Origin of the sequence: uncultured Apibacter sp., assembly GCF_946479295.1 — a bacterium.
In the GTDB taxonomy this organism is placed as follows: domain Bacteria; phylum Bacteroidota; class Bacteroidia; order Flavobacteriales; family Weeksellaceae; genus Apibacter.
The window spans coordinates 1-13,221 of the sequence record NZ_CAMLFD010000017.1; the positions used below are offsets into that span (position 1 = coordinate 1).

13 protein-coding genes are annotated in these 13,221 nt (G+C 24.0%); 10 read left to right on the forward strand and 3 right to left on the reverse strand.

What is annotated here, in order from left to right; translation table 11 throughout:
* Positions 1 to 933 precede the first annotated feature (933 nt).
* The gene (locus tag Q0T35_RS09425; RefSeq protein ID WP_295842779.1) at positions 934 to 1,320 is read left to right on the forward strand and encodes a CD225/dispanin family protein; all 387 of its coding nucleotides are present in this window, start codon (positions 934 to 936) and stop codon (positions 1,318 to 1,320) included.
* A 768-nt stretch (positions 1,321 to 2,088) separates the two neighbouring features.
* Positions 2,089 to 2,454, forward strand: coding sequence for a CD225/dispanin family protein (locus tag Q0T35_RS09430; RefSeq protein ID WP_295812630.1), 366 nt, complete (start codon positions 2,089 to 2,091; stop codon positions 2,452 to 2,454).
* A gap of 70 nt (positions 2,455 to 2,524) precedes the next feature.
* On the opposite strand, the gene Q0T35_RS09435 is transcribed toward Q0T35_RS09430, so the two are convergent.
* The gene (locus tag Q0T35_RS09435) at positions 2,525 to 2,686 is read right to left on the reverse strand and encodes a hypothetical protein (RefSeq protein ID WP_295812633.1); all 162 of its coding nucleotides are present in this window, start codon (positions 2,684 to 2,686) and stop codon (positions 2,525 to 2,527) included.
* Between the two features lie 567 nt (positions 2,687 to 3,253).
* On the opposite strand from Q0T35_RS09435, the gene Q0T35_RS09440 reads away from it, so the two are divergent.
* The 5 genes from Q0T35_RS09440 (at position 3,254) to Q0T35_RS09455 (ending at position 8,233) form a co-directional block, all read left to right on the forward strand.
* On the forward strand, positions 3,254 to 3,583 hold the full coding sequence (locus Q0T35_RS09440; RefSeq protein WP_295842780.1) for a CD225/dispanin family protein: 330 nt from the start codon (positions 3,254 to 3,256) through the stop codon (positions 3,581 to 3,583).
* Positions 3,584 to 3,657: 74 nt separating this feature from the next.
* A complete protein-coding gene (locus Q0T35_RS11185) occupies positions 3,658 to 4,083 on the forward strand; it encodes a DUF2752 domain-containing protein (RefSeq protein ID WP_366937736.1) in 426 nt (141 codons plus the stop codon).
* 130 nt (positions 4,084 to 4,213) lie between these two features.
* Positions 4,214 to 6,253 carry a methionine--tRNA ligase gene (gene metG / locus Q0T35_RS09445; protein WP_295842781.1) on the forward strand — a complete coding sequence of 680 codons (2,040 nt, stop codon included), beginning with the start codon at positions 4,214 to 4,216 and terminating at the stop codon, positions 6,251 to 6,253.
* 158 nt (positions 6,254 to 6,411) lie between these two features.
* A complete protein-coding gene (locus Q0T35_RS09450; RefSeq protein WP_295842782.1) occupies positions 6,412 to 6,972 on the forward strand; it encodes a hypothetical protein in 561 nt (186 codons plus the stop codon).
* A gap of 304 nt (positions 6,973 to 7,276) precedes the next feature.
* Positions 7,277 to 8,233 carry a hypothetical protein gene (locus Q0T35_RS09455; protein ID WP_295842786.1) on the forward strand — a complete coding sequence of 319 codons (957 nt, stop codon included), beginning with the start codon at positions 7,277 to 7,279 and terminating at the stop codon, positions 8,231 to 8,233.
* A gap of 15 nt (positions 8,234 to 8,248) precedes the next feature.
* On the opposite strand, the gene Q0T35_RS09460 is transcribed toward Q0T35_RS09455, so the two are convergent.
* Entirely contained in the window at positions 8,249 to 8,614 is a 366-nt protein-coding gene (locus tag Q0T35_RS09460; RefSeq protein WP_295812648.1) for a hypothetical protein, read from the reverse strand.
* A gap of 145 nt (positions 8,615 to 8,759) precedes the next feature.
* Here Q0T35_RS09460 and Q0T35_RS09465 point away from each other — a divergent pair, with 145 nt between their 5' ends.
* The gene (locus tag Q0T35_RS09465) at positions 8,760 to 9,437 is read left to right on the forward strand and encodes a hypothetical protein (protein ID WP_293917910.1); all 678 of its coding nucleotides are present in this window, start codon (positions 8,760 to 8,762) and stop codon (positions 9,435 to 9,437) included.
* 691 nt (positions 9,438 to 10,128) lie between these two features.
* Here the strand turns inward: Q0T35_RS09465 and tig are convergent.
* Complete coding sequence (gene tig, locus Q0T35_RS09470) at positions 10,129 to 11,484, reverse strand: trigger factor (RefSeq protein ID WP_295842788.1); 1,356 nt, start codon at positions 11,482 to 11,484, stop codon at positions 10,129 to 10,131.
* A gap of 392 nt (positions 11,485 to 11,876) precedes the next feature.
* Between tig and Q0T35_RS09475 the strand changes: the two genes are divergently transcribed.
* Both Q0T35_RS09475 and Q0T35_RS09480 read left to right on the forward strand, forming a co-directional pair.
* The gene (locus Q0T35_RS09475; RefSeq protein ID WP_293917914.1) at positions 11,877 to 12,638 is read left to right on the forward strand and encodes a DUF3822 family protein; all 762 of its coding nucleotides are present in this window, start codon (positions 11,877 to 11,879) and stop codon (positions 12,636 to 12,638) included.
* Positions 12,635 to 13,192: an RsmD family RNA methyltransferase gene (locus Q0T35_RS09480; RefSeq protein ID WP_295842789.1), complete on the forward strand. Its 558-nt coding sequence runs from the start codon at positions 12,635 to 12,637 to the stop codon at positions 13,190 to 13,192. The genes Q0T35_RS09475 and Q0T35_RS09480 overlap by 4 nt, the downstream gene beginning before the upstream one ends.
* The last annotated feature ends 29 nt before the right edge of the window (positions 13,193 to 13,221 follow it).

Consider the following 13,221-nt stretch of genomic DNA (forward strand, 5'->3'; position numbering starts at 1 on the left):
TATCAAGAGAATATGTACAAGGAAATTACTCTAGTGCTTTATCTAAATCTAATACTGCTAAAGTTTTAACCTATATTAATATAGGGATAACTGCATTATTTACAATAATTTATATTATTTATATAGTAGTATTAATTATTGAAGGTTTGAATAGGAGGTAATAGCTGGTATAAATGCTATTAAAAATTAGTATGTTTAACGAAATATTTTATAGAATTGTGTTTACAAAAATTCTGATTAATAAATATTTAATTTTATTTTTAACAGTGCTACTATTAGCATTTCAATATTATCTTATAAAGTAAGACTTGCTACTGAAAAAAGCAAATTATCATTTCCGTATTTATGTTCTTTTAGTACATAATCAAGGTAAAACTCAAAGCCAAGATTTGACAATCCATAGAATTTATACTTTCTAGTTGTAGATCTACATATCTTGGAGTTGAGTTACCTTCAGAGATATTATATATCTTTTAGCTATCCATATTCCTGATTAGAAATTTTTCTTATTTAATAATTCTTTTAAAATCATACATTCAATCCCGGAAGAATTCAATAAACAATAACTAAATTTTTTAGTTTCTAAAGATATCATTAATTTATTTTGCAAATATCTAAATATATAAGATGACAATAAAAAGGTAATTATTGTTTAGTATGAAAAAAAATGATGAATGTAATAAATCAACTTATGTTAAAGAAAAGTTGAAAATAGGATAAATTAAATTGGAGTTAATTTGACATTTAATTTTTTCTCTAAAATAAATTTTTAATTAAAATATAATATTTTCTTAAACAAGAATATTTGCGATACTTTTGTCACAGTAAAGATAATATTATGAATAAAGCGATTCTTTATATTTTTAATTTAAATTATTTAAAGTGTAATAAAATGTTAAATTTATATAAATAATTATTAATCAAATAAATTTTATGGCAGAACATGAAACTAACCAAATCTATGAAAATTTAGGTTATACTAATGAAAAAAACGATGTAAAACAAAATAATGTACTACCCAAAGATTATATGACATTAGCTATCATAACTACAATTCTTAGTTTTTTTTGCTGCAACCCGGTAGGATTGATTGTTGGTGGTATTGCCATTAATTTCGGCAATCAAGTATTTAGAGAATATGTACAAGGAAATTACTCTAGTGCTTTATCTAAATCTAATAAAGCTAAAATTTTAACCTATATTAATATAGGAATAGTTGCATTATTTTTAGTATGTTATATTATTTATATAGTAGTAATAATTATTAAAATTTTATCAACTCCGCTTTATAGTTCGCATGGTTTCTGGTTCCTTGATTAATGTTATTAAAAATTAGTATGTTTAAAGGAGTATTTTATAAATATTTTATAAAATTGTGTTTACTAAAATTCTAATTAATAAATATTTAATTTTATTTTTAACAGTGCTGATATTAGTATTTCAATATTATCTTCTAAAGTAAGAACTGTTACTGAAAAAAAATAAATTATCATTTTCGGATTTATGTTCTTTTAGTACATAATCAAGATAAAACTCAAAGTCAAGGTTGAGCAATTCCATAGAAAATTTATACATCCTGTTTATAAATCTACATATCTTGGAGATGAGTTACCTTCTCGAGGAGATATTGTACAACTTTTAGTTATCAATGCTTCAGATTAGGAATTTTTCATATTTAATAATTCTTTTAAAGTCATACATTCAACTCCGGAAGAATTCATCAAACAATTACTAAAATGTTTTATTGGAAATGATATCATTAATTTCTTTTTTGCAAATATCCAGATGATAATAAAAAGATATTTATCGTTTAGAAAAATAATGATGAATATGAAAAATCTACTTAGATGAAAGAGTCGCGGGAAATAGGATAAATTAAATGAGAGTTAATTTGAAGTTTAATTTTTTTTCTAAAATAAAATATAATATTTGATTAAACATAATATTATATTTGCAATGCTTTTGTTACAGTAAAGATAATGTTATGAATAAGCGATTGCTTTATAGATTTAATATAATTTACTTAAATTATTTAAAGTGTGATAAAATGTTAAATTTATATAAGTAATTAATAATCAAATAAATTTTATGGAAGAACAAACTAACCAAATATACGAAAATTCAGGTTATACTAATGAAAAAAATGATGTACAACAAAACAATGTACTACCCAAAGATTATAAGACATTAGCTATCATAACCACAATTCTTAGTTTTTTTTGCTTCAACCCGGTAGGATTCATTGTTGGTGGTATTGCCATTAATTTCGGCAATCAAGTATTTAGAGAATATGTACATGGAAATTACTCTAGAGCTTTATCTAAATCTAATAAAGCTAAAATTTTAACGTATATTAATTTAAGTATTAATTTAGGATTAGCAGTATTAATTTTATTATGTTATTGTCTGTTTATGGTATATTTAATTGTCTTTTTATGGTATATCGGTGCTTAATATTATTAAAAATTAGTATGTTTAACGAAGTATTTTATAAATATTTTATAGAATTGTGTTTACTAAAATTCTAATTGATAAATTTTATTTTTAACAGTGCTGTTATTAACATTTCAATATTATCTTCTAAAGTGAGAACTGTTACTGAAAAAAATAAATTATCATTTCCGGATTTATGTTCTTTTAGTGCATAATCAAGGTAAAACTCAAAGTCAAGGTTGGGCAATCCCATAGAAAATTTATACTTTCTGTTTATAAATCTACATATCTTAGAGTTGAGTTACCTTCTCAAGGAGATATTGAACAACTTTTAGTTATCAATGCTTCTGATTATGAATTTTTCATATTGATAATTCTTCTAAACTCATACATTGAACCCCGGAAGCATTCATTAAACAATTACAAAATGTTTTAGTTTCTAAAGATATCATTAATTTATTTTTTGCAAATATCTAAATATATAAGAAGACAATAAAAAGATATTTATTGTTTCGTATGAATAATAATGGTGAATATGAAAAATCTACTTAGATGAAAGAGTGGTAGAAAATAGGATAAATTAAATTGGAGTTAATTTGATGTTTAATTTTTTATCTAAAATAAAATTTTAATAAAAGTTTAATAAAGCTTTAATGTTTGTTTATAAATAATATTTATTTTACTTTTGCCACAGTAAAGATAATGTTATTAATAAGCGATTCTTTACAATTTTAATTTAAATATAAATAATTTACTTAAATTATTTAAAGTGTAATAAAATGTTAAATTTATATAAATTATTAATAATAAAATAAATTTTATGGAAGAACAAACTAACAAAATCTACGAAAATTCAGGTTATGCTAATGAAAAAAATGATGTACAACAAAACAATGAACCACCCAAAAATCATATGACATTAGCTATCATAACAACAGTCCTTAATTTTTTTGTCTGCAACCCGTTAGGATTGATTCTTGGTGGTGTAGCCATTTATTTTGCCAATCAAGTATCTAAAGAATATGTACAAGGAAATTACTCTAGTGCTTTATCTAAATCTAAAATGGCTAAAAATTTTTCCAATTTTAGTTTAGGATTATTTGGACTTACTGTAGGATTAACTATTTCATATCTTATAAAAGGTAAATAAAGATAATGGCTGGTACAAGATGTTATTAAAATTAGTATGTTTAACTAAATATTTTATAAAAATTTTATAAAATTGTGTTTACTAAAATTCTAATTAATAAATATTTAATTTTATTTTTAACGCTGTTGCTAATTGCACTTGTTTGTATCTATTATTATTATTATGATCCGGGTAAATCAAATTATGGACTACCTTGTTTTTTTAAATTAGTTACTGGCTTAAATTGTGCTGGATGTGGTGGACAAAGAGCTTTACATAATTTACTTCATGGCAACTTTTTATTAGCATTACGGTATAATTTTTTTATTTATTTAATACCTTTTTTTTTATATTTATTTTATGTTAACATTGAAGTATATATTTTTCGAGGGAAAAAATTTGTTTTAGATTTTATGTTTTCAAATAAATTGGGTATAATTGGTATTTTAATTATTCTTGTTTATATGGTTTTAAGAAATATACCCTATGTCCCATTTATTTACTTATCACCTCCTAACTAATATTAATAACTTTAGATAATTTGTTTCAACAAAATATAAAAATAATGTAATTCTTTTTTCATATATACTTACTTTGTACCTTTGTTAAATATTGCTACATAAAGCAGTTGTTTAAAAAAATAAATTATAAATGAGTAGATATACTATAACTACAGCACTACCTTATGCAAATGGACCTTTACATATCGGTCATTTAGCAGGAGTATATATACCTGCAGACGTATATGCCCGATTTTTACGAAGAAATAAGCATGATGTACTATTAATAGGTGGTTCAGATGAACATGGAATTCCGATAACTATAAGAGCAAAAAAAGAAGGAATTACCCCACAGGGTGTTGTGGATAGGTATCATGAATTAATGAAACAAACATTTATTGAATTAGGAATATCTTATGACAATTATTCTAGAACAACAGCTCCTATTCATATAAAAACAGCGCAAGACTTTTTTTTAAAATTATATCATGATGGAAAATTCATTGAGAAAGAAACTGAACAATATTTTGATGAAAAAGCAAAAGAATTCTTAGCAGATCGTTATATTGTAGGTATATGTCCAAAGTGTGGTAATAATAATGCCTATGGAGACCAATGCGAAAAATGTGGAACCACTTTAAGTCCTGATGAATTAATTAATCCACATTCTATGTTAAGCGGCGAAAAGCCAATTTTAAAAAAGACAAAGCATTGGTACTTATCCCTTAATGAATATCAAGATTTTATTTCAGAATGGATTTTAAAGGGACATAAAAAGGATTGGAAACCTAACGTTTATGGTCAGGTTAAATCTTGGTTAGAGGAGGGGTTAAAACCTCGAGCTATGACACGCGATTTAGATTGGGGGGTTCCGGTTCCTTTAAAAGATGAAAAAGGTAAAGTTTTATATGTATGGTTTGATGCTCCTATCGGATATATTTCATCTACAAAAGAATGGGCAGAACGAGAAGGAAAAGACTGGAAACCTTATTGGCAAGATAGTTCAACTAAGCTTGTTCACTTTATTGCAAAGGATAATATAGTTTTTCATTGTATAATTTTTCCTGCTATGTTAAAAGCTCATGGTGATTATATATTACCCGATAATGTTCCTGCAAACGAATTTTTAAATTTAGAAAATGAAAAAATTTCAACTTCAAGAAATTGGGCTGTTTGGGCACATGAATATCTTCATGATTTTCCCGGGAAGCAAGATTCATTGCGCTATACTTTATTAGCTAATGCACCTGAGTCTAAAGATAATAATTTTACATGGAAAGACTTTCAAACTAAAAATAATTCAGAGTTAGTAGGCATATTCGGCAATTTTATTAATAGAGTTTCCGTACTAATTAATAAGTATTATGAAGGAATAATTCCTGAAGTAAGTGAAAATTTTCATTCTCATGAATTGGATAGCTTATCTAAGATATCAGCTGAAATATCTCTTTATTTATCAAAATATGAATTTAGAAACGGTTTAAGTTCTTTAATGAATTTAGCACGTTTAGGTAATAAATTTTTACAAGAACAAGAACCTTGGAAAAAAGTAAAAGAAGATCCCGAAAAAGTAAAAGAAACTTTATACGTATCAGCTCAAATAGCAGCTTATCTTGGAGAATTATCAGAGCCATTCCTTCCTTTTACTTCAAAAAAAATTATGGAAGGTTTAAATTTAACATATAATTCTTGGAAAGAACTGGAAGCAAATAAAATATTATTACCTTCAGGATCTAAAATAAATCTTATTCCATTACTATTTGACAAAATTGATGATAAGGAAATTGATTATCAAATAGAGAAACTTGAAAATTCTAAAAAACAGAATGAAAATATAAATAATAATTATGAAGCGCCGAAAGAGAGTATCAATTTTGATGAATTTGAAAAAATTGATTTAAGAATCGGTACAATTTTAGAAGCTAAAAAAGTTGAAAAAGCGGATAAGTTATTACAATTCAAAGTGGATACCGGAGTAGACATACGAACTATAGTCTCAGGCATTGCGGAAAGTTTTTCTCCCGAAGAATTAGTAGGTAAACAAGTAACCGTACTTCTTAATCTTGCCCCAAGAAAAATTCGAGGTATTGAAAGTCAAGGTATGTTACTCTTAACCCAAAGAAAAGATGGAAAATTTTCTTTTATAACGCCCGATGATGACAAAATAGATAACGGATCAACAGTTAAATAAAAATTTTATAAACAAAAAATCCCTTTTAATTAAGGGATTTTTTGTTCATAAAAAATAATTGTAATATTTTATTATAAAAAATAAATTTATTTTATATTATAGCGCAAATGGTATATTTTTTGAAATTATATATAAAACATTAACGCTAAAGATTATTTATGGAATATTTATTTAATTCTATTTCAGAATTTATAACTCCTGAAATTGTAAAAAACACATCTAAAATTTTAAAAGAAGAAAACTCTAAAGTTTCCCAAGCATTTCAAACAACGATTGCTAGTATATTAGAATTGATTGTAGAAAAAGGAGAAAATAAAAAATTTGAATCCATTTTAAAGGGTATAGGGAATATGCATATATTATTTAGTGTTTCAAATCTATTTTTAGATAAAATGAATAGTAAAATGCAAAATGCCTGTACCAAATTTTTAAAATATATCCTTAATGATCGTTTAAAAGAATATTATTCCTTAATATCTGATATTTCACATATATCATTATTTAATTCAACCTATATTGTTAATAAAATAGCTTTATTGGTTTCTGCATTTCTCGGGGAAAAATTAATTTCGAATATAAGTTTTTCGGCTTTATTAGATCAACTAGAAGATGAGAAAAACGATTTTCAAATTTATATACCCTTTGAATTATCAAAATTATTAGAACAATCTCATTTAAAAAGTTTTCTTGCTCAGAAATTTTGGGTTTCATTCTTTTAAATTATAAATTGTTAATATTAATATTATCTAATGTATATACATGCAATTAAACTTACTTTAGCGTTATAATTTGTTAATGTTTTTTAGTTTTTGATCTTTATATATTTAAGGAATAATAATTAAAATTTACTTTTTATTACAATATGTGAATTATATAATTTTAAATTTAAAAAACTTTATTTTAAATAATAAAAACATAGGTATAAATGTTGTAATTTATTTGGGCTTAAAAAAATAATAACTGATTATAAAATTTCACTCTTTTACTTATAATTTTAATAATTTAGTTTTATAAATAATATATATGCATCACACTATTGCATTTTATAATGTAGAAAATCTGTATCAATCGCGAAATAATAGAAATTCATCTATACTTAAATTACCATTTCAGGGACATAGAACTTGGAGCTTTTCAAGATATAAAAATAAATTAGCAAAGATTGCAAAAGTTATTAGTAATATAGGAAAAGAAGAAACTCAGAAACTACCAACATTTTTTGGATTATGTGAGATTGAAAATAAAAATGTTATAGATGATTTGCTTGAAGAATTTCCATTTAAAGCAAATTATGGATATATACATAAAGATTCTTTAGATGAAAGAGGAATTGATACTGCTTTTTTTTATGATAAGGAATTTTTTACGGTTCATGACTCAGAATTTATTCGTATTCCAATTTTTAATAGTGATGGAAGCAGAGATTTTACTAGAGATATTACTTATGCGAAAGGTAATCTTGAAAGCAATCCAATTCATTTTTTTGTTTTGCATTTACCATCTCAAAGAGAGAATAATATAAATTTATCAAAGAGAATTTACATACTACATGCATTAAGAAAAAAGATAAATGAAGTTTTTGACAAAGATGAGAAAGCTAATATAGTGATTTTGGGAGATTTTAATGAGAATCCTGTCACTAACTATTTGTATCAAGAGCTTTGGTGTAAAAAAACAATCCAAGAATTAAAAACAAGAGAACTATATAATCCTTTTGAAGAATTATATAGGAATAATCAATACAGTACTTTCCATGAAGGAAAAGGAATGCTATTTGATCAAATTATTTTTTCTAAAACTTTTTATGATGAAAATAATTCATTGCGATTTAATCAATCCAAAATATTCAATATTCCAGTTCTACAAAATAAAGATAGGGGAAAATTAGGCACTCCTTGGCGAACCTATTCAGGAAGTAGATATTTGGGAGGATATAGCGATCATTTTCCCGTTTATGCAATTATTGAAGCCATACAATGAAGTCGCAATATTTATTTAAGAACCCTCAATTTTAAAATATTTTTTCTTTAGCATATATATAATATCTTTCTGAGTGGTAAATATTTCATCTATAAAAGTATCAGAATTTTTAATTAGTGGTATACTTTTGGGGATAACATTATCCTCTGTAGATAAAAGCATAGAACCATTTCCGGTTAATAGCCAAGTAGGATTTAATTCGGGAAAAGTATGTAATATTTTTTCAATAGTGTCGGTATGTAAGCCAGATTTATTTCTTCTTGCTCTTCCAATTAATCCGACTGATAAGTTAGCTAATTTAGTTAGCTTATTATCATTAAGGTTTTTATAATCCATAAAATCTATTAATCTATCAATAGTGGTTTTATGCTTATTTTCCATAATAATTAAATTATAATGATGAATATATAAAAAAATATGTATGATTATTAATAGTACAAAATTAAAAAAAAAGTTTTATATTGATAATTTTCAAGATTAAATATTTATATTTACGAACTAATTATTTATCTAACTGCTTTAGAATATGATACAAAAAGAATTTTTAGAGAATATTATTGAAATATTTAAACAGAACGATAAATTTGAATATATTGACTTTAAAGTTGATATAAATCAAAATTCGATAAAACTTCTATATTTAATAGAACCCAAATATTTTATAATATTTAAAGATGAAAATCATTTTATCGAGAAAAATAATAATGAAAAATTTAATATATCTGGAGAATCTGTACCTGGTAAATTTTCAATGTATGAAAATTTTATTTTAGATAATATAAATGATGTATATTCTAAAATAGAGCAATGGCTTGACATAATATGGAATGAGATATCTTTAGCTTCTCCCTTGGGACTATTAGTAGATGAACAGGAGCAGATTGATAAATTCTGTGAAAAGTTTGATGAATATGATGATTATTTCAATACTGAAGAAATTATAAAAGTTAAGCAAAAATTAAAGCTACTAAGAATAAAACTTGAGGAAGAAATTATTTCAATTGTAGATGATGATAAACTTAGTAAAATAGAAATTCAAAAAATGCATAAAAGCTTTGATACGCTTGAGCAAATATTACCATCTTTAAAAAAGAAAGGATGGGTAAGGAGTCTTACAGGAAGAGTTTTCCATAATATGAAAAGATTACTCAATCTTAGGCAGAAATTGATATTGGATTCATTTAATAAAAATAAAGAGGAGTGAACTTTTATAATTTGGCTATATTTCTTGATAATATATCAAAAAAAATCTATTATTTACAGTTTTTAGATATGTATTTAAAGTTAAAATTTGTCAATATAATTTTATAAAAAATTTAACATTTGTCAATATATATCTCATATTGATTTGTATCATATTTAATATCAGGTAAATATTTTTTTTGTAAACAGTTTGGAATATTGTTTTTTATCTATGATTATAGAAATAAATAATATCGTTTTTGGTTGTTAGAAAAAAATCTATAAATTTGCATTCAAATAAATGAGGCTAATTAAAATAAAGGATCTAAAAACGAAAATAAATATTGAAAATAAAACTCAAAAAAATATTAATTATTAATTTAATAAGAAAGCTTAAAATTCATTAACATTAAAAACTACTTTAAAAAGAATAATAATTATTAATTAACACTAAGGCTTAAAAACACACACACTTTAACACTAAAAGCTTAGAAGAATTATTAATTAATGTACTAGTAACTCAATTTCTTAATTGAAAGATCATAATTGATTGAGTATTTATTAGAAAAAGTCATCTTTTGCACTAAAGATGACTTTTTGCTTTGCAATATACATATAAATATTTTAATAGAGATTATATTTTATATAAAAAAAACAGACTATTTTTTAATAGCCTGTTTTTTAATATTTTATTGATAAAAATAAATAATTTATTATTTATCCTTTTTTTCTTCAGATTCTTTTTTTAATATTTCATCAAATTTTTCTAATGTTAAAGTCTTTTCTTTTTTCTGAATTTTAGTATCGAAAATTTTAAATAATTCTTGTTGTAATAAGTTTCCGGATGACTGGCGTACATGTTCTTCATTCTTCATAGCATTGGCAACGTATTTGTCTAATTCAGTGTCAGGAATATCTACGTAACCATACATTGCAAATTGTTGTTTCATTTGATTTTTTGTGAATTCTACTAAATCATTATATTGCACGCTCACATTATTATCAGATAAAATTTGGCCTTCAATTAATTGATAACGCAAAGCTTTAGCAGATTTTTCATATTCAGTAGTGGCTTTTTCATCACTAATCGGTTCTTTAGCTTTGCTTTTAATGAATTTTGTCAAAAATTCTGAAGGTAAATCAAACTTAATGTTATCCAGCAACCACTCTACAGAATCATTCATAAATTTAGTATCTGATTCTTTCTTATAGTAGTTTTCGATTTCTTCTTTAATTTTTGACCGTAACTCTTCTTCACTAGTTACTTTATCTTTACCATAAACTTTATCGAAAATATCTTGATTTAATTCGGCCTTAGTTTTTATAGATGTTTTTTCAATGGTTATTTTTAATTCAGCATTAAATTGGTGAGCTTCTTCATGTGATAATCCTAAGAAATGTTGAAGTTGATGAACATCATTAAATAAATCTTGAGCATTTATTTTTACGATATCACCAATTTTTTTACCTAAAAAATCTTCTTTATTTTTTAAATCGTCAACTAAAAAAGTAAAAGTAGTATTTTTTCCTCCTTCAACAATATTCCCTTCCATATCAATTTCATTAACTTCTCCAACAAAATTACCACCTTCTTCTATTTGATCCGCATCTTTAATCTCGCCGAATTGGGTTTGAATTCTGGCTACTGTATCATCAATCTCTTTGTTTGTAGCCTCAATTTTATAATAAGGTATTTTAGCTTTCGAAAGATCAACTTTAAATTCAGGTGCTAAGCCTAATTCAAATTCAAAAGTCATTTCTTTTGCATTTGCATCAAAATCATTATTCGTTTTAGGTAAAGGTTGCCCTAATATAGATAATTTATTTTCTGAAATGAAGTTACTTAAAGCATCATTTAAAACTTTGTTGATTTCTTCAAAAGTTACTGCACCTTCATATTGTTTTTTTACAATACTCATAGGTGCTTTTCCTTTTCTGAAGCCAGGCATATTAAGCTTTTTACGATAATCATTAAGTGACTTTTCAACATTTGGTTTATAGTCTTCTGGCTTAATGGTGATTTTAACAATAGTATTTAAATCATCTATTTTGTTTTGTGTAACGTTCATTTATATTCAAATTTATAAGCCGGCAAATTTACAAAAAGTATTTAAAAAAAGGAAATTTTTAACACTAAGGATAAAATCAAAAATACTTTTAAATAACAATAAATCTGTGAATTATCAAATTAAAAACCTCATTTTGCAAAGCAAAATAAAATTACTTATATATAAAAGCAATTGTATGGCTTTTTAAAGATAACCTCAATGAATAAATTATTGATTAACAAAATTAAATAATAGTTATAAAAATAGTTTTAAACTAAATTATATACAAAAATATAGAATATTAAATAGATACTATTCAATATATTAAATAGTTAGAAAGAAATATTGGTTCATATTTAAAATTGTGTATGATAATGATATGATTTATATTTGTCTTTTATAATAATCAAGCTTTGAAAAAAAGTAAAGGATTACATATCATTAATTATGCTTTATCTACCACAATAAATTTTTTATTTGAAGATAATAAAGCTTCGTATATTGAAAATAATGAAAAAAAAATTATTCATTATGAAAGCTTACTAACACCAGCAGATAAGGAAATAATTACTAATAAACTTAAAAAAAATAGTTTTTTTAATAAAGAATGTAATTTTTTAGATATAACTATTTTAAATGATAAGTTTACACTTATCCCGGCTGAATTTTTTGATGAAAAAACTGCTGAAAAGTTTTTAAATCTTAATGTACCTCAATTTGAAAACATGGGATTACGTTTTAATTTAATTCCCAATTTTAATTTAGTGTTGGTTTTTTATTACCCGGAAATAATTGAAGAAATTTTTACAGGATATTCTGATAAAATCAGAATATCTCATACGGGATTTAAATTTTTATCTAAAATAAAAAATGACCAGCATAAAAATGGTTTTTTTTTATATATTTATGATAATTATTTTGAGATATCAGTAGTAGAAGAAGAGAAATTAATTTTATATAATATATATCCCTATAAAATTGAAGAAGATATCGAATATTTTTTGAAAGTAATTTCAAAAACTTTATTCAAAGAACTATCCACATATCATTTATATTATTATAATAAACCTCATAGGTTAAAAGCAATAAAAAATATTGATAAACTTTTCCAAAAAGTTATTCCTGGTGAAGAAAATGAGTTTGAGAGAGAAAATTATACAATTTTAGATATATGATACGAATAATAGCAGGAAAATATAAAGGGAAAAAAATAACTGCACCTAAAAATTTTGAGGTTAGGCCCACTACTGATTTTGCCAAGGAAGCATTATTTAGTATTATTACTAACCGGTATAATATATCGGAAATATCGGTATTAGATTTATTTGCCGGAATTGGATCTATAGATTATGAATTTGCTTCGCGTGGTTGTAAAGATATTACTTCAGTTGAATTAAATGGAAAACACGTTAAATTTATTCAAGATACAAATAAATTACTAGGAATAAACGAGATACATATTATCAAACAAAATGTTTTCAATTTCATTGAAAAAGAAAGTTATAAAAGTTATGATATAATTTTTGCAGATCCACCTTTCGATATGGAGGATAAAGAATATGAAAATTTAATTCATTGTGTTTTAAATCATAATTTTTTATCAAAAAACGGAGAGTTTATTTTAGAGCATAATACAAGAAAAGATTTATCCGAACATCCTAATTTTCTAGAAACAAGAAAATATGGAAATGTACGTTTTTCTTTTTTTGGTTTAAATTCAGAAAAATAATTAGGTTTATATAAATTAGTTATCCTTTT

Coding starts and splice junctions, on each gene's coding strand:
- Q0T35_RS09435 (WP_295812633.1), bottom strand. CDS start 2,686: ATGGGATTGCCCAACCTTGACTTTGAGTTTTACCTTGATTATGCACTA.
- Q0T35_RS09440 (WP_295842780.1), top strand. CDS start 3,254: ATGGAAGAACAAACTAACAAAATCTACGAAAATTCAGGTTATGCTAAT.
- Q0T35_RS09480 (WP_295842789.1), top strand. CDS start 12,635: ATGATACGAATAATAGCAGGAAAATATAAAGGGAAAAAAATAACTGCA.
- Q0T35_RS09455 (WP_295842786.1), top strand. CDS start 7,277: ATGCATCACACTATTGCATTTTATAATGTAGAAAATCTGTATCAATCG.
- Q0T35_RS09450 (WP_295842782.1), top strand. CDS start 6,412: ATGGAATATTTATTTAATTCTATTTCAGAATTTATAACTCCTGAAATT.
- metG (WP_295842781.1), top strand. CDS start 4,214: ATGAGTAGATATACTATAACTACAGCACTACCTTATGCAAATGGACCT.
- tig (WP_295842788.1), bottom strand. CDS start 11,484: ATGAACGTTACACAAAACAAAATAGATGATTTAAATACTATTGTTAAA.
- Q0T35_RS09465 (WP_293917910.1), top strand. CDS start 8,760: ATGATACAAAAAGAATTTTTAGAGAATATTATTGAAATATTTAAACAG.
- Q0T35_RS09460 (WP_295812648.1), bottom strand. CDS start 8,614: ATGGAAAATAAGCATAAAACCACTATTGATAGATTAATAGATTTTATG.
- Q0T35_RS09425 (WP_295842779.1), top strand. CDS start 934: ATGGCAGAACATGAAACTAACCAAATCTATGAAAATTTAGGTTATACT.
- Q0T35_RS09430 (WP_295812630.1), top strand. CDS start 2,089: ATGGAAGAACAAACTAACCAAATATACGAAAATTCAGGTTATACTAAT.